Source organism: Streptomyces sp. NPDC107562, assembly GCF_055657325.1.
The window spans coordinates 1137429-1160301 of the sequence record NZ_JBVKBE010000001.1; the positions used below are offsets into that span (position 1 = coordinate 1137429).

Annotated in this window: 20 protein-coding genes and 3 pseudogenes; 11 read left to right on the forward strand and 12 right to left on the reverse strand. The window is 67.7% G+C overall.

Annotation, left to right across the window (positions count from 1 at the left end; all coding sequences use genetic code 11):
- Positions 1-253: 253 nt before the first annotated feature.
- The 3 genes from ACZ7LV_RS04865 to ACZ7LV_RS04875 are packed head-to-tail and all read right to left on the reverse strand — an operon-like array spanning position 254 to position 2738.
- On the reverse strand, positions 254-1315 hold the full coding sequence (locus ACZ7LV_RS04865) for a hypothetical protein (protein WP_471935729.1): 1062 nt from the start codon (positions 1313-1315) through the stop codon (positions 254-256).
- On the reverse strand, positions 1312-2289 hold the full coding sequence (locus ACZ7LV_RS04870; protein ID WP_471935731.1) for an ABC transporter ATP-binding protein: 978 nt from the start codon (positions 2287-2289) through the stop codon (positions 1312-1314). The genes ACZ7LV_RS04865 and ACZ7LV_RS04870 overlap by 4 nt, the downstream gene beginning before the upstream one ends.
- On the reverse strand, positions 2289-2738 hold the full coding sequence (locus ACZ7LV_RS04875) for a GntR family transcriptional regulator (RefSeq protein WP_471936123.1): 450 nt from the start codon (positions 2736-2738) through the stop codon (positions 2289-2291). Before ACZ7LV_RS04875 ends, ACZ7LV_RS04870 begins: the two co-directional genes overlap by 1 nt.
- A 270-nt stretch (positions 2739-3008) precedes the next feature.
- Here ACZ7LV_RS04875 and ACZ7LV_RS04880 point away from each other — a divergent pair, with 270 nt between their 5' ends.
- On the forward strand, positions 3009-3728 hold the full coding sequence (locus ACZ7LV_RS04880; protein WP_471935734.1) for an alpha/beta fold hydrolase: 720 nt from the start codon (positions 3009-3011) through the stop codon (positions 3726-3728).
- A 581-nt stretch (positions 3729-4309) separates the two neighbouring features.
- Here ACZ7LV_RS04880 and ACZ7LV_RS04885 read toward each other — a convergent pair.
- The gene (locus ACZ7LV_RS04885) at positions 4310-4639 is read right to left on the reverse strand and encodes a hypothetical protein (protein WP_471935735.1); all 330 of its coding nucleotides are present in this window, start codon (positions 4637-4639) and stop codon (positions 4310-4312) included.
- A gap of 176 nt (positions 4640-4815) precedes the next feature.
- On the opposite strand from ACZ7LV_RS04885, the gene phoU reads away from it, so the two are divergent.
- A complete protein-coding gene (gene phoU / locus ACZ7LV_RS04890) occupies positions 4816-5484 on the forward strand; it encodes a phosphate signaling complex protein PhoU (RefSeq protein WP_471935736.1) in 669 nt (222 codons plus the stop codon).
- Positions 5485-5603: 119 nt separating this feature from the next.
- Here phoU and ACZ7LV_RS04895 read toward each other — a convergent pair whose 3' ends face one another.
- Positions 5604-6095 (reverse strand): DUF4231 domain-containing protein, encoded by a 492-nt coding sequence (locus tag ACZ7LV_RS04895; protein WP_471935737.1) that lies wholly within the window; start codon positions 6093-6095, stop codon positions 5604-5606.
- 232 nt (positions 6096-6327) lie between these two features.
- Between ACZ7LV_RS04895 and ACZ7LV_RS04900 the strand changes: the two genes are divergently transcribed.
- Positions 6328-6561, forward strand: coding sequence for a DUF6207 family protein (locus ACZ7LV_RS04900; protein WP_471936125.1), 234 nt, complete (start codon positions 6328-6330; stop codon positions 6559-6561).
- Positions 6562-7199: 638 nt separating this feature from the next.
- Here the strand turns inward: ACZ7LV_RS04900 and ACZ7LV_RS04905 are convergent.
- Positions 7200-7805, reverse strand: coding sequence for a TetR/AcrR family transcriptional regulator (locus ACZ7LV_RS04905; protein WP_471935739.1), 606 nt, complete (start codon positions 7803-7805; stop codon positions 7200-7202).
- Positions 7806-8787: 982 nt separating this feature from the next.
- On the opposite strand from ACZ7LV_RS04905, the gene ACZ7LV_RS04910 reads away from it, so the two are divergent.
- A complete protein-coding gene (locus ACZ7LV_RS04910) occupies positions 8788-10245 on the forward strand; it encodes an amidase family protein (RefSeq protein ID WP_471935741.1) in 1458 nt (485 codons plus the stop codon).
- A 661-nt stretch (positions 10246-10906) separates the two neighbouring features.
- Here ACZ7LV_RS04910 and ACZ7LV_RS04915 read toward each other — a convergent pair.
- Entirely contained in the window at positions 10907-11530 is a 624-nt protein-coding gene (locus tag ACZ7LV_RS04915) for a TetR/AcrR family transcriptional regulator (RefSeq protein ID WP_471935743.1), read from the reverse strand.
- Positions 11531-11601: 71 nt separating this feature from the next.
- Between ACZ7LV_RS04915 and ACZ7LV_RS04920 the strand changes: the two genes are divergently transcribed.
- Positions 11602-12096 carry a hemerythrin domain-containing protein gene (locus ACZ7LV_RS04920; RefSeq protein WP_471935745.1) on the forward strand — a complete coding sequence of 165 codons (495 nt, stop codon included), beginning with the start codon at positions 11602-11604 and terminating at the stop codon, positions 12094-12096.
- Positions 12097-12491: 395 nt separating this feature from the next.
- Here ACZ7LV_RS04920 and ACZ7LV_RS04925 read toward each other — a convergent pair.
- Positions 12492-12732: pseudogene (locus ACZ7LV_RS04925) on the reverse strand (IS630 family transposase); the annotation flags it as partial.
- Between the two features lie 445 nt (positions 12733-13177).
- Here ACZ7LV_RS04925 and ACZ7LV_RS04930 point away from each other — a divergent pair.
- The 3 genes from ACZ7LV_RS04930 (at position 13178) to ACZ7LV_RS04940 (ending at position 17522) form a co-directional block, all read left to right on the forward strand.
- Positions 13178-14581: a PepSY-associated TM helix domain-containing protein gene (locus ACZ7LV_RS04930; protein ID WP_471935747.1), complete on the forward strand. Its 1404-nt coding sequence runs from the start codon at positions 13178-13180 to the stop codon at positions 14579-14581.
- Between the two features lie 407 nt (positions 14582-14988).
- The gene (locus ACZ7LV_RS04935) at positions 14989-16959 is read left to right on the forward strand and encodes a multicopper oxidase family protein (RefSeq protein ID WP_471935749.1); all 1971 of its coding nucleotides are present in this window, start codon (positions 14989-14991) and stop codon (positions 16957-16959) included.
- A 104-nt stretch (positions 16960-17063) separates the two neighbouring features.
- Positions 17064-17522 (forward strand): MarR family winged helix-turn-helix transcriptional regulator, encoded by a 459-nt coding sequence (locus ACZ7LV_RS04940; protein WP_471935751.1) that lies wholly within the window; start codon positions 17064-17066, stop codon positions 17520-17522.
- A 109-nt stretch (positions 17523-17631) separates the two neighbouring features.
- On the opposite strand, the gene ACZ7LV_RS04945 is transcribed toward ACZ7LV_RS04940, so the two are convergent.
- Complete coding sequence (locus ACZ7LV_RS04945; RefSeq protein WP_471935752.1) at positions 17632-17754, reverse strand: hypothetical protein; 123 nt, start codon at positions 17752-17754, stop codon at positions 17632-17634.
- Positions 17755-17900: 146 nt separating this feature from the next.
- Here ACZ7LV_RS04945 and ACZ7LV_RS04950 point away from each other — a divergent pair, with 146 nt between their 5' ends.
- Positions 17901-18065 (forward strand): hypothetical protein, encoded by a 165-nt coding sequence (locus ACZ7LV_RS04950; RefSeq protein ID WP_471935755.1) that lies wholly within the window; start codon positions 17901-17903, stop codon positions 18063-18065.
- A gap of 210 nt (positions 18066-18275) precedes the next feature.
- Here the strand turns inward: ACZ7LV_RS04950 and ACZ7LV_RS04955 are convergent, their stop codons facing one another.
- Positions 18276-19097 carry an SDR family NAD(P)-dependent oxidoreductase gene (locus ACZ7LV_RS04955; RefSeq protein WP_471935757.1) on the reverse strand — a complete coding sequence of 274 codons (822 nt, stop codon included), beginning with the start codon at positions 19095-19097 and terminating at the stop codon, positions 18276-18278.
- A gap of 115 nt (positions 19098-19212) precedes the next feature.
- Between ACZ7LV_RS04955 and ACZ7LV_RS04960 the strand changes: the two genes are divergently transcribed.
- The gene (locus ACZ7LV_RS04960; protein ID WP_471935759.1) at positions 19213-19812 is read left to right on the forward strand and encodes a TetR/AcrR family transcriptional regulator; all 600 of its coding nucleotides are present in this window, start codon (positions 19213-19215) and stop codon (positions 19810-19812) included.
- A 429-nt stretch (positions 19813-20241) separates the two neighbouring features.
- Here the strand turns inward: ACZ7LV_RS04960 and ACZ7LV_RS04965 are convergent, their stop codons facing one another.
- A complete protein-coding gene (locus ACZ7LV_RS04965; protein WP_471936127.1) occupies positions 20242-20898 on the reverse strand; it encodes a DUF1707 SHOCT-like domain-containing protein in 657 nt (218 codons plus the stop codon).
- 105 nt (positions 20899-21003) lie between these two features.
- Positions 21004-21516, reverse strand: a pseudogene (locus ACZ7LV_RS04970) (transposase family protein); the annotation flags it as partial.
- 541 nt (positions 21517-22057) lie between these two features.
- On the opposite strand from ACZ7LV_RS04970, the pseudogene ACZ7LV_RS04975 reads away from it, so the two are divergent.
- Positions 22058-22607: pseudogene (locus tag ACZ7LV_RS04975) on the forward strand (IS5 family transposase); the annotation flags it as partial.
- Positions 22608-22873: the final 266 nt, after the last annotated feature.

A 22873-nucleotide genomic window follows, 5' to 3' on the forward strand; every position in this document is an offset into this window, starting at 1 on the left:
GCCCGGAGCTGCCGTTTATCTGGGCCGCTGCGGTCCCCGTAACCTGCCTGTTCCTGCATGCGGCGCTCGCCCAAAGCTCGCACCCTGCTCGGGCTCCGCCGACAAGAAGTTGTGCGCGTCGTGTTTCGTGTCCTCCGCCAGCTCGTCGGAGGGATCGGGACAGCTGCCGACTCGTCGGATCCGAGGTTGCTGCCGCGCAGGGATGCCGGAGCCCAGCGGCTCCGGCATGCCTGCCGAACGGCACGGACGAACACTACGACCTGCGCTGAACCCACCAGAAGCAGAATGCGGTGACGGCGCCCGTCATGGCCAGCAGCACCGCGGCCATGACCCACTGCAGCGGCCAGAAGTGGGTGGCCGGGTGGTACTGAATCCAGACACCGGCCACGTCGTGGGCCCTGACACAGGCTGCGGATGCTTCGGTGAGACCACCGCATGCGGTGGAGGTGAACTTCTCTCCCGACGTGGTCAGGTACCCCCAGTCGATGTTCCAGGAGGAGTACGGCTTGCTGGGCAGGTCCATCGGCCACGCATGGGGTTGCAGAAGCCCCAGGGGAGTCGGTGAGCCGTACAGGTCCGCGGTGAACTGTCGTGCCGTCGCCTCCTTCGTTGGCCACAGCAGGGGGCGCAGGAGACTCAAGCCGGCCCAGCCGGCGATGCAGGCGGCACAGGTGACGGCCATGGCCGCCACTGTGCGGCGCATGACGACGCCGATCGCCGCGCCGGTGACCAGTGCGAACAGGGACATGGCGATCGGTACCACGCCGATGTTGGTGAACGGCGGGGAGTCGTACCAGTGCATCCCCTTCAGCAGTTCGTCCGCGGGCTTCCACCACCAGGTGTAGAGAGCCGACAGGACGCCGGTGCCGACGAGTGTGACGACGGCGGGCAGACCGAGTTTGTACGCGAACCACCGGGTACCGCTGACGGACTGCGACCGTGAAAGCAGATACGTGCCGTTCTCCATCTCACGGGAGAACAGGGGCCCGCCCAGGAAGACGCCGATGATCAATGGAGCGAAAGAGATCACGAGGCCGGTGTAGTGCAGGAGGTCGTAGAACTGCCCCCGAAAGGCGTTCACCCCCTCACAGCGCGGCTCAGGGGAGTCGTACACGCAGCCGAGCAGGTTGTGGGCGTCGATGTACGCGACCATTTCGGCGCGCTGGAAGACGACGAACACGGCGAACGCGGCGAGCAGGCCGGCGCCGGTCCAGAACGCGGCACGGTGCTGGCGCCAGATCAGCCAGACGGGGCCGGACAGGTGCGGGAAGCGCAGAGGAAACAGGGGGACCTTGGTGGCGTGGCTGCCGTTCATGCGGCGTCGTCCTTACCGGCGCCGGTGCGCGCGCTGGGAGTGATCAGGGGAGGGACGTCGGAGACACCGAGATAGGCGATCAGAAGCTCCTCCAGGTGCGGCTGGTGGCGCATCCATGTGCCGGTCACCGGTCCCTCGGGTCGGATCAATGCGGTGACCTGCCCGCCGGAGCGCTCCGTCGAGACGACGGTGTGAGGGGCGAGTTCGGGGGGCGAGACGTGCCCGTTGTCGCGGCCGACCAGCATGGTGTGCGCGGCGAGCAGGTCGTCGATCTCCCCGGCCAGCTGTACGCGGCCCCCTGTGATCGTGAGGAGGTAGTCGCACACGGCGTCCATCTCGGAGACCAAGTGCGTGGACATCAGAACGGTGGTCCCGTGTTCGGCCACCTCGCTCATCAGAGCCGCCGTCATCTCGTGGCGCACACGTGGGTCCAGGTCGGACATGGGTTCGTCCAGGAGCAGCAGCCGAGGTCGTTTGCCGAGCGCAAGGGCTAGGGCGACACGGGTGCGCTGGCCGCCGGAGAGGTGTCCGACCTTCGCGTGCAGCGATATCTCGCCCTGCGCCACCAGGCGCTCCGCGACTCCCTGATCCCAGCCAGGGTTCATCTCTCGGCCGGCACGAAGCATCTCGGCGACGGTGAACCCCGGGTAGAGCGGCTTACTCTGCCCGACGAACGCCACACGCCCGCGACTCGCCGGCGTCCTCGGATCGTCACCGAACACACTCAGTGTGCCTTGAGTGGGCTTCAGCACATCGGCGGCCATGGACAGCAGCGTCGTTTTGCCCGCGCCGTTGGGGCCCACGAGGGCGCAGATCCGGCCGGCGGGCAGGCGGAAGCTGCAGTCCCGTAGTGCCCAGGAGCGACCGAACCGCCGTCCCAATCCCTGGGCTTCCAAAGCGGTTCGGTCCAGAGCCGGCACCGCATGGTGAGTGCTTGGTCCGCCGGAGTGGTCAGTGGGCAGGGACTTGTTCATCACACTTCCTCAATGTCTGTCTCACAAGGTGTGGGCCCTTCGCGGTCGGTGGCATGGCCTTCTGCGGGCAGAGCGTCGTAATCCGCGATGAGGTCGGTGAACAGGGCGGTCACGTCGTCTCTCCCGACCCCCGCCGCGTGGGCCCGCCGCAGCCACTGCAACAGGCCTGTACGCAGAGCCGAGTCGCCGGAAGTCTCGGGTCGCGACAGTGACCGGGTCACGAACGTCCCGGCGCCCCGTCGAGATTCGACCAATCCTTCGTGCTCGAGTTCCCGGTAAGCCTTGTGCACGGTGTTGGGGTTGATGGCCGTCATCCCCACCACTTCGCGAGCCGTCGGCAGCCGATCGCCCGGCGCCAGCAGGCCCAGCCGCATCGCCTGTTTGGTTTGCTGGACGATCTGCATGTAGGCGGCCACGCCACTGCGTCGATCGATGCGGTATCGCACCAGAATCAACCTTCTACTAGTGAACTAGTAGAAGAAGGTTGCGGGTGAACCCGTCAGGTGTCAAATCGAAGGCCGGAGGGACGGCCGCGGCAGAGGGAACGGTGCACTGCACCCGTGTCCCGCTGTCACATGTACGGCTTCCTTCTTGTCCTAGTGAGCACACAGATGCAGTCACCCGGTGCCGTCGTCATCAGGTGGGCCTGTGACCCCGGGGCGAAGCGGTTCCACGCCTGGGACGAACTGATCAGAATATGAGATAAGGACCCATAACCCATGAGCAAGCTGAAGCCGACCGTCGTCCTGGTGCATGGCGCGTTCGCGGACTCCTCCAGCTGGAACGACGTGGTGGGGAAGCTGCAGGCGGACGGCTACGACGTGGTCGCCGCAAGCAACCCGCTGCGCGGACTCCACGGTGACGCTCTCCATGTCCGCCAGCTTGTGGCGGGCATCGACGGCCCCGTGGTCCTGGTGGGCCACTCCTACGGCGGCGCGGTCATCACCAATGCCGCCGGTGGTCTCGACAATGTCCAGGCCCTCGTGTACGTGGCCGCGTTCATGCCCGACGACGGGGAGAGCGCCCTCGAACTGGCGGGCAAATTCCCCGGCAGCACGCTGGGCGAAGTGCTGCGTCCGGTGCCGGTGACCTTGGCCGACGGCCGCGCGGCGGCCGACCTCTACATCGAACAGGGCAAGTTTCACCACCAGTTCGCGGCCGACGTCCCTGAAGGGAAGGCCGTGATCATGGCCGCGACACAGCGTCCTGTCAGCAATGTGGCCCTTGAGGACGCTTCCTCGACACCCGCGTGGAGAGGCATCCCGTCCTGGGTCCTCATCGCCGCACAGGACCGGAACATCCCGCCGCGGACGCAGGCATGGATGGCCGAGCGCGCCGGAGCAACGACTGTCGAGATCGATGCCTCGCACGCCGTCAGCGTCTCCTGCCCCGCCGAGGTGACGCGCCTGATCGACGAGGCCGCTCGGGCCACCGCCTGACTGGCCCGGCCCTCGGTCTTGCACGAGCTCTGCCGATCTCGCTGCCGTCTGGGTAGGCAAACCCCTGGGAGAACGGCCGCTCCAAGTCGAAGCCGCCGTGGCTGGAGATGTATCAGCGGCTGTTGAACGGTTGGGCGGCGAAATACCAGGCCCTCAGCGCCCAGGCGCCTGTTCCGGCTGGCGCGCCGCAGCCGACGGCGGCCACGGCAGCGGAGAAGGTTGCTGGCCCGCCTGCCGAACAGACAAGGGCATCGCCGCGCCGCCGGAAGCCCCCGTCCCGCGGCTGTTCTTGGGCGTCCCCCCAGCCGCCGGGACCTCGCGCCGCACAGCAGCGATAACGCCCGCGAAGCCCGTGGCTGACGCACGCTTCCCGTACGGCCCGCGCGTGGTGCTGGATGGCGACGGTTCAGCGTTCGGCGTGGACAGCATCGTGCTGGACTCGATTCCCGAGGCGGTGAAGTGGACGCTGCGCGAGTCCGGGCTCGGCGCGAACACACTTCATCGTCACGGGAAGGATGCAGAAAGCGCCATGGCCCCACCGGCACCGCGCCAGAACCTCACCTGGGACGTCGAAGGCGTACTCACTCCTCATCGGTCGCGGCTCTGTCAAGACCGTCCTCTACCTGGCCGGTCAGGAACTCCACTTCGACACGGCCGCCCAGAAGTTCACCGCCCAGCGCTACCACCCCGCCGGTGCGCGGGTTGATCCACTGGCCCGGGAACCCGTAAGCCAGCAGGTCGCCGGGCGCCGCCAGCGCCGGCCGCTGGGCGGAACCGCCCCGATGGCAGTGTTCGGCGCCGTCGCGGCCGCCGCCCTGGTCGATCTGGGCCTCATCGCCTGGCGTGAACTCGTCGCGCAGGACGGTGACCTGCGCTACCACGTTCCCCCTGACCCGCTGGTCGACGGCCACCGTCGGCCCGGACACGCTTTTTGAAATCGGCACTCATCGCGTAAGAACTAGCCAGCGCCTCTCGCGGTTCGCGTACCGAAGTCGGTCATCCCGAACTTTCCGATGCCTCGGTCGCCGCAAGCCTGTGCGAGCCTGGTACTGCAGGCACACAGAGGCGCGAAGGGGGTGGAGGTGTGATGCGGGAGGCTTATCACGAGGAGCTGGAGGCGCTGCGTGATGGGCTGGTGGAGATGGCGAACGGGGTGGGTTCGGCCATGGGTCTGGCCACGAACGCGCTTCTGGATGCCGATGTGGAGCTCGCCGAGAGCGTGATCTGCGGGGCTGGGCGGGTCGATGACCTGCAGCGGGATCTGGAGGGCCGGGCGATTGCCGTGTTGGCCCGGCAGCAGCCGGTCGCTACCGATCTGCGGATCGTGGTGAGCTCGCTGCGGATGACCGCGGACCTGGAACGCTGCGGTGCCCTGGCGGTGCATGTGGCCAAGCTGGCCAGGATGCGCTACCCGGACCGTGCGGTGCCGCGGGATCTGCGCCGCACGATTTTGGAGATGGGCCAGCTCGCGCAGCGTCTGATGGCGCAGGCCGCCGAAGTGATCATCACCCGTGACGTGGATGCGGCCCTGCAGATGGAGAGCGACGACGACCGCATGGACGAGCTGCACCGCGTGGTCTTTCAGCGGCTGATGGACGCCAGGTGGGAGCACGGGGTCGAGACGGCGGTGGACGTCACGCTGGTCGGGCGCTACTATGAGCGGTTCGCCGATCACGCCGTGTCGGTGGCGCAGCGTGTCGTCTACTTGGTCACCGGCGAGCACGTGGAGGACCTGCCGATGAACCGGCCGGCGTAACGATCCAGCGGCTCGCCGAAGGTACGACTGGCAGGCTGGCTACCTTCGTGCCGTTCTGTTGTGGATGGTGGCGATCGGCCATTTCCACCAAAACCGGCTTCCCTGGAGCCCACGGTTCTTCAAGCCGACGTTGGGCCTCCGGGGAGTGAACTGGGCTGTGTCCCGCGGCGGCTGGCCGCCCAGTCGCGCAACTCCGTCATCGCGACCGCCTCGATCTCATCCTGCAGGCGTCCGCGCGTCGCGTCGTCCCGCTCCGGCTCCGGGACAAGGGTGTAGCGCTGAATGGCCAGGCGAAGACGCGACCACGCTTCCGCCGCCAGGACATAGCGCTCCAGGTGGTTGAATACCTGACGAAATCCTCCGATGAAGACGGTGGTGCCGGCCATGACGGCGGTGATGGCGGCGGGGGCCTGCAAACCTGCAGCCACCACTGTGCCGGCGCCGGTGAGTAGAGCAGACAGTTCTACTGTCCGGTGCCACCGGCGCGCGCGATCACGGGTCCGCGCGTACCAGGCTAGATCCGTGAGCGCGTGCGCGAGTAGCGGATCGTCGGACGGCGGGAAAGTTGCGGGTGGTGTCCGTCTTGGTATCAGCACGCGACCATGCTGCATGACCGGGAGGTCGCAGGAGTCCCGTTGCGGCAATCGGCGCTTGTCGCAGCCGGAAGGCGCCGCCGTGGGCCGTGCCGGCGATACGGGCAGGCCCCCGGTGGACCGTCAGCCGAACCTGTCGTGACCTGTGGCGGGAGGCTGCCGACCGAGGTGTCCGGCCGTTTCCGCGCCCGGCCGGGTGAATGCGGGGGAGAACGCGAACTGCGGTTGCAGGGGGGGCGTCGTGCCGGATATGGAAGCGATCAATGATGTGCACTTGTCCGAGCCGGGTCTGGTTGTGGTGGAGGTGGTAGCGGCGGATGACGAGACCGCGTTCGCCTTCCACGCAGCGCTGGCCGCCCGGTGGGCGACGACGTCCGTGGAGCGGACCACCCGGGGGGCCGGCCAGGCGGGCGTCCGGCTGCGCTGTTACCTCGACCTGCGGCAGCCCCTCGGTCCGCCCGGTGATGTCCCAGGCCCTTGGTAGCGGGCTGTGCCGGCACCGAGTCCGTGCCGTGCAGGAGCCTGCCACCAGTGCGAGCGGTCGATCTCCCATACGTAGCCGACTTCAGGCGTGCCCAGAGGTCGCGGACGACGACGAAGTCAGCTCGTCCAGGTCTTGATCTGAGCGGCGACCTCCCGCATCGGGAGCCCATCCCGGGCAGCGCGGGCCAGTGGGAGAACGGTGGTGAGGCCGGGGCTCACCGGCAGGCCACATGCCGAAAGGTACGCGGCGGTCACCGTGGCAGCGAACAAAAGGTTCCACACCTGAAGACTCGGATTTCGCGCCAGTAGTCGGAACCGGACCACCGGTATCCATCGAGCATGGCCCGTGCCGTGGGTGGTACCTGCCGCACTGCCGGTGCCGGCAGGGTCGGGGCGGACAGCGGCAGGGGCTTGCCGCCAGCAGACGACTGCCAGCACCTGTTCGCCCGCGACATCGTGGGCTTCCCCTGCTTGAAGCCGGGCCGTAGGAGCAGGACGAGGCAGCCGGGGCGCCTATCGTTGCGGACTGTGCGCGAGTCGGTTGCCCGGGCGTTGCCGGCGCACGCGCTCCTGGGCGCCATGGTGCCGGCAGAGGGGCAGACCGCACTGGTATCCAGGCGCGGCGAGTTCGGGGTGCCGTCATATCGATCCGGTCGCTTGCTTGATCAGTGTTTCAGCTAGTTCTCGGACGTCTTGATAGGGCTGTCCGTCGTTGAGTGAGGTGGACAGCGCGCGGGCGCCCTCAAACAGCACCGCGAGCTGCCGTCCCAGGGTCTCGGGATCGCGCGCACCGGCCTCGACGGCCGTTTTGACCAGGCGGGCAGTGAACTCCCTTTTGTGGCGCTCGACCAGGGCCGCGGCCTCGGGCATCGTCCCGGCCGTCTCGACGGCGGTGTTGTGCAGTGGGCAGCCGCGTACCACCTCCACGGGCGGCGGGGAGTCTGCGAACAGTCTCAGGAGACGCTCGCGGGCACTGAGGTCGCTGCGCTCGAGGACGGCCTCGACGCCGATGGGCCCGTCCGAGTCGGACTCGACGCGCTGCACGTAGGCGCTGACCAGGGCTTCTTTGCTCGGGAAGTGCTGGTAGAACGTGCGCGTCGACACATGTGCCACTTCTGTCAGCTTCGCGATACCCGTTGCGTGGATGCCCTCGCGCGCGAACAGCTGGACCGCGGCGCGCAGGATCCGCTCACGCGCTCCCCGCCCGCCCTTGGTCGCATGGGCCGTGGCCGCACTCGTTCCCATGCCGCAAGTATAGCGATCGATTTACTTTGCGGAAAGGTCGTGCTAGGTTCAGGTACAGCGATCGCTTTACTTCGGGTGCAGTGCGTGGGCTGCATCGCATGGCGCGACGCGCGGCGGCCAGGACCCGTGCCGCCGTTGGCCGGTCAGGTGCCGCTCGAGGGTCACATGAGGGCGCGCGACGCAGGAACAGGCCCACTCGGCGATTCGGTGGTCGGGTTCTGCACTCGGGGTCTGAGATCCAAATTTTCAGATGCTGCACACGGTACGTCGGAAAGGAATGAACATGCTCACTAGGAACTTCGTCCCAGTTCCCCATGAGGTCCCTTCGCGGATTTCCGAGCCCGGTACGAAGCTGCTGTACCCGTACTGGACATCGATCGGATGACGCAGCTCCGCACTGAGCGAGCGAGTAGGGACACCGTGGTCGCCGCCGCCGCGGAGAATGCTCCGCACGGTTTCATGCGATTCTGGAGCGCAGATGTCGGGGCGACCATGCGGCTGGCCGGCAACCCGGGACTCTGCGCCACCTACCTGATGGGAAATCACACCATCGCCGAGCGCATGTACAGGCACGACCCGGCGGTGATGCTCTACGCCCCGCTACGTACGACGGTCCACCAGGATCGGAAGCGCGCCACACGCTGTTCTCCATCGACCAGCCCAGCACTCGCTTCTCCAGGTTCGACACTCCTGACATCGCCGCCGTCGGCCAGGAACCGGACCTCAAGCTCGGCAACCTCCTGAAGGTCCTAAACATGACCGTCCCGCCCGCCCTTTCCTCGGACGCAGCGAATGTGCGCTGAGTAGAGTCGGCACACGGAGCCCGAAAAGAGCGAGGACCCCGCAATTGCTCGGGCGGTTCACCATTTCCACGGATTGCGGATATCCCGCAGTTCTTATCGCGATCGACATGCAGGGCCGACTTTCGTAAAGCGGAAGCGCTGATCGCTTGTCGACAGTTACGTAAAATCGAGGAGACACCATGCAGGACAAGGACACGACCGTCGGTGCAGCGCCAGGTGACGCCGAGCTGGTCCAACTCGGCGTAGCGGCCGCCGCTGCGGCGATCCGTAACGGCGACATCACCTCCGAGGCGTACGCTTCCGCACTTTTGCGGCGCGCACGCAAGCATGCCGACCTGAACTCTTTCATCAGCGTCGACGAGTCCGCAGTGCTGGCTGCGGCGGGGGAGGCGGACAAGGCCCGTGCCGCAGGTTCCAAGGCTCCTCTCCTTGGCGTCCCGATCGGGATCAAGGACAGCTACGCCACGGCTGATGTGCGCACCACGCTCGGCGTGAGCAACCTGAGAAACTTCGTCCCCCATCATGACGCCGAAGTTGTTGTCGCACTCAAGGAGGCCGGGGGCATCGTCTTCGGGAAGAACAACCTCGTGGAGATGTCCTTCGGGCTGACCGGGCACAACAGCCCGTATGGCCAGGTAAAGAACCCCTACAGCCACGACCATGTCCCCGGCGGGTCCTCCAGCGGCTCCGGCGCGGCCGTCGCCGCCCGCATCGTGCCCGCATCGACCGGGGGCGACACGGTGGGCTCCATCAGAGTCCCCGCGTCCCTGTGCGGCGTGGTCGGCTACAAGCCCACCAACGGCCGCTGGCCGGGAGCCGGCGTCGCCCCGGTATCCCACACCCTCGACACCACCGGCATCCTCGCCCGCAGCGTCGAGGACTGCGCACTGCTGGACCAGATCGTCACCCGGGACACCTCGGCCCCCGTCCCGCAGCGCTCCAACCTGCGCGGAGTCCGGTTCGCCCACGCTCCCCGGCAGTACATGAAGGTGATCGACCCCGAGACCGCAGCCCACTTCACCGCCGCGCTCGAACGCCTTCGCGAGGCCGGCGCCGACATCGCCGAGATCGATCTCGGTGACGATTTCATGGACACGACCAACCTGCTCACGTGGAACTTCTTCTTCCGCGAGATGCGGGAAGCGGTCAAGCATTTCATCGCCGACAACGACTTCCCCGTCACGTTCGATGAGATCTACAACGACGTCAAGCCCCAACTGAAGGCGGTCTGGAGCCAGGTCGTTGTCCCGGACGGGCCGGGCTACCTCTCCGAGGAAAGCTACCAGTCGGCACTGTCCGTCGAGCGCCCGCAACTCCAGCGCCGACTCGGCCAGGTGTTCACACACAACGCGGCGGACGCGCTGCTCTTCCCGACCACACCCTGCCCCGCTCCCCTGATCGAGCAAGGATCGGACTTCACCATCGCCGGCCACCGGGTCGACGACCGGTTCCTCGCCTACAACACCATCCCCACCAGCGGAGCTGGCCTGCCCGGCATCAGTATCCCTATCGGCCTCAGCGCCAACGGCCTTCCCATCGGACTCGAAATCGACGCCGCCCACGGCGAGGACAGCCATCTCTTCGACCTTGCCCGCCGAGTGGAGTCCCTCTTCGACACCCTGCCCACACCCGCCTGAACATCCCAACGCCCACCGGGTCAATCGATGACACGCCGACGACTCAGGCAGTCCCGCCGACACCGAGTACGAGGGAAGGACCTCACCTCGGTGGTCGACGGGCCCTCGGCGGTCGACGGGCACAGCGTCACCGGCGCCCACAGCTCCTGGCAGGCGAACACCTCTCCCGGAGCCGCGCGGCGCCGCAGTACTGCCAGCCGTTTCGTCCCACGTCATGGATGCCGGGCAAAGCGCGATGCCGAAACGGCAGCCCTGGGCGCACCAACTCGGCTGTAGGCGCACGTGATTGCCCGCGGGGACGCCGCAGTGCCAACAGCGTTGGGGGAGCTTCGAAGGGCGGAACCGACGTTTGTGACGCGAGCGTGGCGGGCCCGAGCCAAATCTCCTCACGGCTGCCCTCCGTCCTTGCCCCGGTATCGGCGAGGGCCTGGTCGCCGTCGAGGCCGGCGACGACCGTGGACGGTGAGCGCGTTGACCGCCGCGGACGTCCGGTGGACTCGCGAACTCCCCTGTAGCTGGTAATTGGTGCTCTGGCGAAACGGGCCGGCCGCCGAGATCGTCCGGCTAGCCGAGACCGAGTTCGATATGCTGCGCCACTGTTCGGCGTGGCGCAGGCCCCAGATGGGATGGGGCCTCGGACGGTTCGCGAGGCACAGCTGAGCTAGCTGTCCTTGAGCAGTGCCTGGCAGGCGGATCGGGCGGCCCAGGTCTGGGCGCCGTCGAACGTCCAGCCGCGGTCGCCGACGAGCGTCATCCAGGCTTGCGGGCCGAGATAGAACCAGAGCAGATCGATGGCTTCCGCGCGTGGGACGTCGGCGCGAATCGCGCCGAGTGCCTCGAGGCGGTCGGTCACAACGGCCAGGGCCTGGAGGTAGACATCGGCCCCCTTGTCCAGAACCTCCTTGACGGCGGGTTCCCCCGGCGGCTTGCGGTACAGGAGCCCGTACAAAAGGTCCCAATGGCGTTCGTGCATGAGCCGGGTGCCCTCGGCGATGAGGTCGATCACGGTGCGGGGATCGTCGCTGGCCTCCATGGCTACGACGGCGTCGGCGCAGTAAGGCCCGGTGAGTATGGGCTCCAGCAGGGCCGTCAGGATGCTCGGTTTGTTCCCCACGCTGCTGTACACCGTGGGCACGGCGACCGTCGCAGCCTCGGCGATCTCCCCGATGGTGACCCCGGTGTACCCACGGGCCAGGAAGAGCTTCTGCGCGTTGTCGAGGATGGTCTCACGCGTCGCGGCCGCCGAGTGGGCGCGGCGAGGCGAATCGTACTTGCGAGTAGTCACCGGCACACCATACCTTCTGAGATAATTGACTATATTGACTATATGGATATCGAATGAATATGGTGACCGCCATGACCAAAGATGCTCTCGCGCAGATGCCAGCGGTCAGAGAGACACGGCTGGCTCATGAGGTCCACCGCGTCGCCACCACCCTGCTGGCCGAGGCGGCCCTGCGCCCCTCAGTGCCGCTGAGCGCCCTGGACCAGCTGCGAGACTTCCTCGTCGCGCAACTGCGCCACCACCATGAGACCGAGGGCAAGGACCTGTGGCCGCGGATCGTGGCGGCGGCACCGGCCGCGGCTCACGCGCTCGGCACGCTCAGCGAGGAGCACGCGCACCTGGAGGACGCGCTCGACCACCTGGCCGCAATACTCCTCGACAACGATGTCCGGGCAGGAATAGCCCCGGCTGGGCGCATAAGCCCTGGCGGGGGTCTAGCAACCGACGAAGTCCGCACGGCCCTGCGAGAGGCGGCCACCGCGGTACGCGACACGGTGTACGGCCACCTCGCCAACGAAGAAACCCCTTCTGCTCCCCGCACTTCGCGACCACATCAGCCCCGTTGAATGGCAGGACTTCGCCCAACGGGTGATCGCGACCGCACCGCCCGTGGAAGGCCACCTGATGATCGGCTTCCTCGACGAAGTAGGGACCGCTGAGGAAGTGGAACTGGTGCTCGCCGACCTGCCAGAGCCGCTGCGCCCTGCGCATCCTGCGCGGCGCAAGCAGCTGACGCCTGTCCAACACCCGGCGCAGAATCCGCGATCCGGCGAATGCGGCCGCCACGCCACCGCGTCCGATGAACGCCGTACCTCAGCTCGTCATAGCCAACTGTGGGCGACCGACTTCACCACCGGATTCAGTGCCCGAGGCGGGAGCGCCCCTATGGGGCGGCAGGGCGCCAAACGATCCTCGTCAGCTCCCACTCAGGCCAAACTCAACCCATATCTCGCCGGGTCGCTCAGGCCGCGGTGGCGAGGGGGCGTCCGCCACCAGCGGATGCCCTTCTCGCTGCGGAAGCGGGCGCGTTCCTTGCGCTCGGTGGCCAGGACGTCGCGGTGGCGGGCGTTGGCGTTGCGCCAGCGCAGGTAGGCCTGCAGGGCCCGGGTCTGCACGGGGTGGTTGGAGTTGGCGATGGTGAACTGCTGCCTCAGCGGTCCGAAGTGTGCCTCGATGGGGTTGGCCCACGAAGCGTAGCTCGGGGCCAGCGAGATGCGAGTCACAGAAGAAGGTCGTCATCAAGAACGCTGTGGCGGCGGCTCTGACGTGCCGCAGGCCGGCGCTCTTTGTGGCCCTTCGAGCGCGTCGGATTCCGCGTAGGCAAAGCGTGAAAAGTTGACAGGTCAACTACTTGAAGGTTGACTGATCAAATAAGCTACGGCGGGGCGACATCCGGAATCCCGGATCAGGGGCGGTGCCGTTCGGAGCGTGACTCCGAAACTGGCTGAGCGTCGCAGTGTCGCGCGCACAGTGCCGAAGGTGGCGGCGATCCCGACCACAGTGCCGGCACCCGGCAACCCACCTGCTCCTGACGGTCCGCCAGTGCACCGGCCGAGGCGGACATCTCTTCACCGTTGAGGCACCTGAACCGTCGACTTCGCGAGCGCCTGCGCCACTGCGCGCCGGGTGCCGATTGGGGATGTACGCATGTCTTCGCCAGAGCAACAAGCACCTCGTTCGTGGAAGGCCGTGCGGGCGCTGCTCCTGCGCCTGCACTTCTACGCGGGTCTGCTGGTCGCGCCGCTCCTGCTGGTGGCGGCGCTGACAGGACTGGCTTACGCCTTCACGCCCCAACTCGACCAGATGGTCTACGGCGACCAGCTCAAGGTGGCCGAGGTGGGCAGCGAGCCGTGGCCGCTGGCGGATCAGATAGCGGCGGCCCGAGAGGCCCACCCGGAAGGCACGCTGGCATCGGTCGTCACCCCTTCCGGCGCGGAGGACACCACCCGGGTCGTGTTGTCCGTGCCGGAATTGGGCGACAAGCAGCGCACGGTCTTCGTGGACCCCTACACCGCTCAGGTGCGGGGCGAGCTGACCACGTGGTTCGGGTCGACACCTCTTACGACATGGCTGGACGACCTGCATCGCAACCTGCATCTGGGCGAAACCGGCCGGCTCTATTCGGAGACCGCGGCGAGCTGGCTTGGGGTGGTCGTGGCGGGCGGGTTGGTCCTGTGGCTGGGACGCGCCCGCGGACAGCGGGCCAGGTCCGTGCGGGGTGTCGTGCTTCCGGAACCTTCAGCTCGTGGCGTGCGGCGCACCCGCGGTCTGCACGCCGTCACTGGACTATGGCTTGCCACCGGGCTCTTCTTCCTCAGCGCCACCGGCCTGACCTGGTCGCACCACGCGGGCGAGCGATTCGGGCAGCTGCTCGACGCGGCCAAGGGCCATGCCCCCGAGTTGGTCACTTCGCTGCCGGGCGAGACCGGGGAGAAGGACGGCGAGCACGCGGGGCACGCCGGGCACGATACCGGCCGGACCCCGGCGACCGCGGACCCCGCCCGCTTCGACACGGCACTCGCCGTGGCACGCGAGGCCGGGCTGGGCGGCAAGGTCGAAGTCACACCGCCCACCGACGCGACGAGCGCCTGGACGGTCGCCCAGGACGACCCCCGCTGGCCCGTGCACTACGACCAGGTCGCGGTGGACCCGGTCTCGGGTGCGGTCACCTCAGAGGTTCGCTGGGACGATCACCCCGTCCTGGCCAAGCTCAGCAAACTCGGCGTGCAGGGCCACATGGGGCTGCTGTTCGGGATCGCGAATCAAATCCTTCTCGCCCTGATCGCACTCGGCCTGGTCTTCGTCATCCTGACCGGCTACCGCATGTGGTGGCAGCGCCGCCCCACGCGTGACGGCCGGACCGTGCCGCTCGGCAAGGCACCGGCGCGAGGGGCATGGCGGCGGCTGCCGCTGCCGGTGCTCTTTGCGGGTGTCCCGGCGGTGGTCGCGTTGGGCTGGGCATTGCCTTTGCTGGGGATCTCACTGCTCGGCTTTCTCGCCGTCGACGCAGCCGTCGGACGCATGCGGCGTGTCCGGATCCACACGGCGTAACGCCTCCTCGCCCTGTCGCTAGCTTTCCCGACGTGCACTCGCCCCACATAAGTTGGTCCCGGATCGACACAGAAGTTGCACAGTCAACCACTGGATGATCTACTTATTCTCGGCTCGGGCATCAATTGCGCTGCCCGAGCCGACCGTGACGAATTCAGGCCCTACGCGACCGTCGCGCTTGCGCGGGCGCTACCTGGCGGAGCCGCTCGTCCGGAAACCAATTGATTCCCACAGAACCCGAGCCACCACCACGGCCGGTTCTGCCTTTCCGGCCCACAAGGCCGACTCAGCCACACATGGCTCATCACCCCCTTTTTTCAGACAAGAAGCCTTCGCACCCGCGGGCCGTCACGGCCACGCCGGGCGTCTCTCGCGCCCCGAAGCACCAGAACCAGGACGCACTTCTCATGACAGCTACTTCCAGACGCTCACTCCTGGGCATGGCCGGCGTCACCACCGCCGCCATCGCCGTGGCCGGTACCGGCTTCATCAACGGCAACCGGGCGTCGGCCCAGAAGACCGTGCCGGCCGACACCTTGAACGGAGTCGACAAGCCGACGTTCACGAACCTGACGCCGTTCAAGGACCGGCTGCGGATCCCCCCGACGCTGCGCCCGCGCAAGAACGAGATCACGGAGATCGACCTTGTCGACGCACGGCTGCGCCTGCATTCACAGATGCCGGCCACGCGACTGTGGACTTACGAGGGACACTTCCCCGGGCCCACCATCGAGGTCCGCAGCGGGCACAAGACACGCGTCTCCTGGAACAACAAACTGACCGGCACCACCCCGCTCAAAGCGGTGTGGGTGCACCCCGAGGGCCCCGGGCCCGGCCTCCTGCCCTACAACCGACCCGGCTCCGAGAGCGGCTTCCCCCGGCCGGAGATCGACAACCTGACCGCGTGGACGTCGGTCCACGTGCACGGCGGCCACCAGAACGCCCTCAACGACGGCGCGGCCGAATTCGGAGTGACGCCCGGCAACGCTCAATTGGGGGAGCTCGCCAACGACCAGTCAGCGGCGCACCTCTTCTACCACGACCACGCTATGTCCGTGACAGCGCTGAACGTGGCCGCCGGCCTCATAGGAAACTATGTGGTGCGCGACGAGGAGGAGGACCGGCTCCGACTGCCCGCGGGCGAGTACGAGGTCCCCCTGATGCTTCAGGACGTCAACTTCGAGACCGACAGCGGCGGACGTCTCACCGGCCAGATACTCGCCAAACGCATCATCGGCGGCCACGAGACACCGCAGCCCGACACGATGCCCCCGGCGCTCGCCGGCCTCGGTCCATACACCCTGGTCAACGGCGTGGTGTGGCCCTACCTCGACGTGCAGGCCCGCGCGTACCGCCTGCGTCTCGTGAACGCCTCCGGAGCGCGCGCCTACCGCCTTGTCCTCGTCGACGAAGAGACCGGCAAGGCTGTACGCGGCGCCATGAAACTCGTCGGCACGGACCTGGGGCTGCTCGGCACGCCGCAGACCATCGACGAGGCCCTGTCCTTGTCACCCGCGGAACGGGCCGACGTCGTCATCGACTTCAGGGCCTTCCCCGGCAAGCGGCTGAAGCTCGTCAACACGATCCCAGGTCAGCGCGCCGGCGATCCCCTCCCCGACTTCCTGATCCCGTTCCCGGAAGTGATGCAGTTCCGGGTAGAGCGCAAGCGGCACGCCCCGTACTCGCTCCCGGCCACCTTGTCGCCCTCGTTCCGGAAGATCACCGACGGTGACGTCCCAGACGACGCCACCGAGCGTTTCGTCGTGCTCGCCTTCGACAAGACGGGCGCGATGCCGCAGTTGTGGGAGATGCGAGAGGACGGCGCCGGCACGGCGACCGAGGAGGGGACCGTCCAAATCGACATGGCGGGCAGAACCCGGACCCTGCGACGCACGGGCGTCATGTTCGAGGACACCACGACCTTCTTCGCCACAGCCGGCACGTGGGAACGATGGCACTTCATCAGCGTCGCCCCCGCGGGCGTGCCCATCTACCACCCCATGCACATCCATCTCATGGACTTCCAGGTCACCGACCGGCGCGCGGTGGACAGCTCCGGCATGGACTTCGTCGGCGGCCACACCACGAAGCCCCTCACCCTGGGTGCCGCTGTCCCCGTCGCACCGGAGGAGTCCGGCTGGAAGGACACCATCACCGTCCACGCCAATACGCTCGTCACCGTCTCCGGGCGGCTCGCGAAGCAGACGGGCAAGGTGATGTACCACTGCCACATCTTCGACCACGAGGACGAGGGCATGATGCGCCCCCTCGTGATCATGCCGTCGTCGGTGCACAAGGTCCACCACATGCTCATGGAAATGAACAGCGCCATGATGACAGGCCACGCGGCGCACCAGCACTCCGGCAAACAGCGGTAGTTCATGCCCGCATCACGGTTACGGTCCCTTCCCCCTCCCAGCGAGAGGAGGGGACCCCCGACCATGATCGCTGAGACCTTCCGCGGCCCACCTAAACTGTGCTCATGCCGAAGGTGACGACGATCGAGCCCCTCAACCCCGACGAGGAGGCATTCCTCCGGGCGCTCGGAAGGGTCATGGCCTTCCTGCCTCGCGTCGTCGACGCCGACATGCTGGAAGAGCAGGAGATCACCGGGACCGAATACATGGTCATGGTCCATCTGTCGGATGCCCCGCACAACCAGCTCTCTACCAGCGAACTGGCCAATGCCTGCGGGCTGTCCGTCAGCGGCATGTCCAGGCTGGTGAACCGCCTGGAGAAGCAGGCAATCGTACGACGCGTGCAGTCTCCCGAGGACGGGCGATCCCTGCTCGTGCTGCTCACTCCCTCAGGGCGGACCCGGCTCGAACAGGCATGGCCCACGAATCTCGCCAGCGTCCGGCGGCACGTCTTTTCCCGACTGCAGGGGTGTGACGTCGCCGCCGCCGCGGAGGTGCTGGAACGCATCGCCTCGAACCAGTAGCGAGTAGGACTCCGTTCCAGCCGTGGGCCTGACCGAGGTCGTGCATGAACGCAGGGAGAGCAGGCACCGCTGTGGTTCCGCACGGCCGACACCAACACCTCCACCGCCGTCAGGACGGTGAAGACGAGTTTTGCCAACGATGCGCACCCTGGTCACGGCCTCCGCCGACGATCTTCAGCGGCTGCGAGACAACGTCGACCACCTCGCCGGCGAAGTCCAGGGCCAGCAGCATCCGGCTCTCCTCCAGACTCTCCGCCCCGTGGTGACGGCTGGTGCTGGTCAGAAACTGCAGGCCAGGACGGTGCCGTTGGTCCCGGCGGCTGCACGGGGCCGGTTGCGCGGCCGCCGGCGCTGGTGGTGCGGCTCCTGGACGGCAGCATGGCACTATCTCAACGGCCGGGGGCCCGTCTGTCCGCCGCGGACGCCGCGTACCTCGCGCGCGAACGCATTCCCCTGCTCGGGCGTGGCCGCACCGTGGTGCCGGAACCGGTGCGGCCGTTGAACTCGGTGACGTTCCGTCGGTCGGCGTGGACCACGCGGTGAGGCTTTGGTGACACCCGGCCAGGCCAGCAGGACCCGTTTGCATGGGCGTTCGGACCTTGTGCGACCGAACAGCGTCTCCCAGACCGGCGAGGCAGCGTGACGTGCGGTCGACTCCGGCGGTTCCTGCCGGTACCGCGTGCTTCTCGGCCCACCGCCCGTCCCGGCGACTGGGCACCGGGACGGACGGGACTGTCGCGGCGCGGGATCCGGTCAGCCTGGGGCGATACGGCTGAGGTGCTCCCAGGACCGGTACAGATCCGCTTGGGCCTGGTCCATCTCCAAGACATGATCGAAGGACTGGCTGCCGACGATCAGCCGTCGGGGCGGGTCCGGCAGTGCGACCAGCTCCATGATGACCGGGGCAGCGGTGCCCGGCTCCGGGGCGACGGCGTCGCCCCACATCGCCTCCATCTCCGTGCGCAGCGGCTGATACTGCGCCAGGGGTTCGGTGGTCGTGGTGCCGGTGGTGAACAGGCCGGTGTTGTAGCCGCCCATCTGCACGATGGTGACCTTGATGCCGAACCCCTCGACCTCCATCGCCAGTGCCTCGCTGACCGAGTCCAGCGCGGCCTTGCCTGCGCCGTAGAAACCGACGGTGGCCATGCCGCCGCCGCTGCCCATCGAGGTGACCTGGAGGAGCCGTCCTCCGCCTTGGGCGCGCAAGTGAGGAAGGACCGCCTGAGCCACCCACACAGCGCCGAAGAAGTTCACATCCATATGCGCCCGGATCTGCTCCTCCGTGGCTTCCTCCACCATGCCGTAGAGCAGTCCGCCGGCGTTGTTGACGACGACGTCCAGCCTGCCGAACGCCGCTGCCGCGCGCTCTACTCCGTCGAACACGGCCCGGCGGTCGGTGACATCCAAGGCAAGTGGGACCAGGTGGCCGGGGTACTTCTCGGTCAGTTCCTCCAGGGGTGCGACGTCGCGGGCGGCAGCCACTACGCGGTCGCCGCCCGCCAGGGCGGCCTCGGCGAAAGCCCTGCCCAGGCCGCGGGATGCGCCGGTGATGAGCCAGACTCTTGCATTCGCCACAATGCCTCACTCTCAGTAAACGAAACGGTGCGTATCGATTCGGTTAGCCTAGGGCATTGCTTGTGGTTCTATCAATACGGATCGTCTCGTTTCGTATCGGGGATAGGCTGGACGCATGTCCAACGAGAAGGGGCCGGACCACTCCCGGCGCAAGGAACGATCCCGCCAGGCAATCCTCGCGGCCACCCGCGCCCTGGTCGCAGAGGAGGCCTACGAGAAGGTCACGGTCGAGGCCATCGCCGCCCGTGCTGGCGTCGGCAAACAGACGATCTATCGGCGGTGGCCGTCGAAGAGCGCGGTCGTCTTCGCCGCCCTTCTGGCTCTGAGCGAGGATGCGGACGGGCAGTCGGTCGCGCTGCCCGACACGGGCGACCTGCAGGCCGACCTCAAGCTCGTCATGCGCGCCACGGCACAGGAGTTCGCCGAGCCGTCCTTCGACAGGCTGATCCGGGCCCTCAACACCGAGATCGCCAACGATGCCGCGTTGGCGGCCGAGTACCGCGAGAAGCTGTCCCAGCCGCTGGAAGAAGCGAAGAAGGCACGCTTGCGCAGCGCCCAGGAAGTCGGCCAGCTCGATGCCGACGCCGACCTCGACCTGGTCCTCGAAGTGCTCTACGCCCCCCTCTTCCAGCGGTGGCTGCACCGCAGCGGTCCGCTGACCGCCGCCTATGCCGACTCACTTGTCGACGCGACCCTCAGAGCTTTCGGCCCCTGAACAGGAGTGAGTCCACACCCGCAGGGCTAGGCCCGGTCGGCTCCCGACCCCTGAACGCCCGTCATCAAGCGTCCCAGTCCGGAGATGGAGGACTCCGGGACCGGACCGATCGATGGGTCTGTCAGTAAACGGCTGGTAGGTCCAGCCGATGTGCGCGCACGTGTCCGCCACGGGATCCGCAGCGTTCAGGGCGCGGTCGCCGCCGGTGTCGACATGGCTGGCGCAGTCGCGAGCAGGGCGGGTCGGGCGGGCGTGGCTGGGACCGCTGGCCGTGAGCGACGACGGAGGCCCGCTGACCGCGCGGACGGGCAGCGCCATCCGCACCCGCCGCGGCACCGACCGGTCCGACCCGCGCGGCCCATCGGACTGGCCGGACCACGCCGCCGACAACCTTGACTCGATCGGATCCGGCGGGACAGTCGGCAAAAGTCATTCGCCTGCAGGCAGGTACGTGGGCTTGCGCAGCAGCCACTGACCGAACGTCCGACGCGGGGGCCGTACTACGACGCGACCGTGGGTCGTCGTGCCGACCAGCTCCACACGCAGCGTGATCGGCGTCCCGTGGTCCGGAGCGTGACGAATCTTGATCTTGCTGTGTACGAGACTCAGGGCACCGGCATCGACCACGATGCCCGGCTTGGTGATCAGCGTCAGCTTCTTGCCTGCCGTGTTCACGTCGATCTGCAAGGTGTCCTGTGTGATCACCGCCTGCGTGAAGTCGAGCGTCACCTCACACCACGCAGTGGCCAGCTCCAGCCTCCGCGGCACCACCCAGCGCCCCACGCGTTTGACCGCACCACTGTGAATCCCCTCGATCCGGAGTACGTCCTTGACCTCCGCTACGGCGGTGCCGGTCGAAGCGGACACGGCCGGCAGGTCAGCGGTCAGCGTGGTCAGCTCGCTGACGGTACGCGCCGACAGGGCAGCTTCCAGGCGCTCGTCCAACTCGTCCGCTGTCAGCAGGCCGTCCCCCGCCGCGATGCGCAGCACGTCCACCACCCGGTCCCGATCGGCGTGAGAGGCCCTCAGCTCGGGTGACGAGCCGGGGCCTGAGCGCCTACCGGTGGGCGAAACCTCTCCCGACATACTTCCGTCCTGGTCCTGTCGAATGTCTCCGCGCGACAGCGGCACGAAGAGAAGACTAGCGCTATATCGCGACATGATCTCGGCAAGGGCTCATCATGGCGTGATCTTGCCGACGGCGTCTTTCGCGCCGGACAGCTCCCGCGCCTTGCAGTTGTTGCGGTTGCCGGAGACTGGTCGGCCGACCGCAACGACGAGCCGGGTGTCGGCGTCGATGACGACCTGGTGGTTGGTCGAGTACCGGTGATTCTTGGACTGTTCGGCGATGGTGTGGTCGCGGGTGGGGACCAGGGTGGCGTCCACGATCAGCACGGTGTCGTTGCGGAACCGCTTGCGCTGCTGGAGCGCAAGCAAGGGCCCGAGATGGTCGATGATGCGGTCGGCGGCGGACTTGGACACCCCAAACAGCCAGGCCAGTTGGCGCAGGGTCAGGTTCGGCCGCCAGTACGCGGCGACCAGGAGTGCGCGGTCCTCCAGCGGCAGGCTCCAGGGCCGGCCCTTGCGCACCGGGTCCGCACCCTCGCGTTGGAGCGCGGTGATCAACTTGCCGAACTGGCGCGGGCTCAGCCCGGTGAACGGGGCAATCCAGGAGGGCTCCGACGCCCTAGTCACACCAGCCACACCAAGATCATGTCATCGGCCGGTTTCATGCCTCGGTTATCAACTGCTCCTCACGACAGGGTGCGGAGGTGGGGGGTGGGGACACGGCAAGATACCTCCAGTCCCGAGCTGGGTGCCGGGGCCTGTACGACCCACCCCCCATGGCCGCGAGTCCCTCACGATCTCCGTCCGGCCCATCACCTCGCACCGTATCCCGAGCCACTGACAACACGGCCGGTCCGCAGCCGAACGATGCGGGGCGCCTGCATGGCAACCAGCCGAGGTGCCAGCCCCACCACTCGACGAGCAAATACGGGACGGCCCTCACTGATCGTTTCAGAATGAGTCGAGCTGCGGGTCTTGTGCTCGACGATCTTGGTCGGCAGTGTGTCCGTTGGTGCGTGCTGATCTTGTTTCTGACGACCTGTGGGAGCGGGTGGCCCTCCCGCCAGGCGACGCCGGTCCGCAGTACGAACAGGACGCCGGCGAGCGCCGTTCGGTCAGGAACACGCAGCAGCCCGGGATGCCGGTGGCGCCGCTCGGGAGCGGGCGGCAGCAACGGGGGCGCCGGCTGAGGGACTTGACCGAAGCCCGCGTCTGGCCCCGCCTGCACGCCGCCCTGCTGACCGAGCTGCGCCGCGCCGAACTGCTGGACCTGGACGACTGTGCCGTGGACGGATCGCACGTCCGGGCCCTCAAAGGGGTGACCACGTCGGCCCTTCACCCGTCGACCGCGCCCGCCCCGGCTCCAAGCACCACCTGATCGTCGACCGGCACGGACCCCGCTCGCCGTCTCACTCACCGGCGGCAACCGGCACGACGTCACCCAGCTCCTGCCCCTGCTCGACGCGGTCCCGCCGATTCGGGGAGCCCGGGGACGCCCCCGCCGCGAGCCCCGCCGTCTGTATGCGGACCGGGGCTAGGACTTCGACAAGTACCGCCGCCTGCTGTGGAAGCGGGGCCTCAAGCCGTTGATCGCCCGACGCGGCGTCGCCCACGGTTCCGGACTGGGCAAGGTGCGCTGGGTCGTCGAGCGCGCCTTCGCCTGGCTGCACCAGTTCAAACGGCTCCGCAACCGCTACGAGCGACGCGCCGATGTCCATAAGGGCCTGACGCTACCTGCGCACCCTGGACGTGGTGACCGAGACCGAAGCGTGCCACTACGCCCTGACGCCGGTCGGCGACGTCCTCACTCTCGAATTCATCGCCGACCGGCTCCACTCCGCCGGAGTGGTCGGTCGCGAGATGCTCGGGATCCACGGCCTCACGGAGTCGGTCCGCACCGGCCGGCCCGCCTACGCGTCGGTCACCGCCGAGCCGCCCGGTGCCCCGCCGTTCGAGTCCGGGCCGGGCACCACCCCGGGCCGGTTCCTGCTGC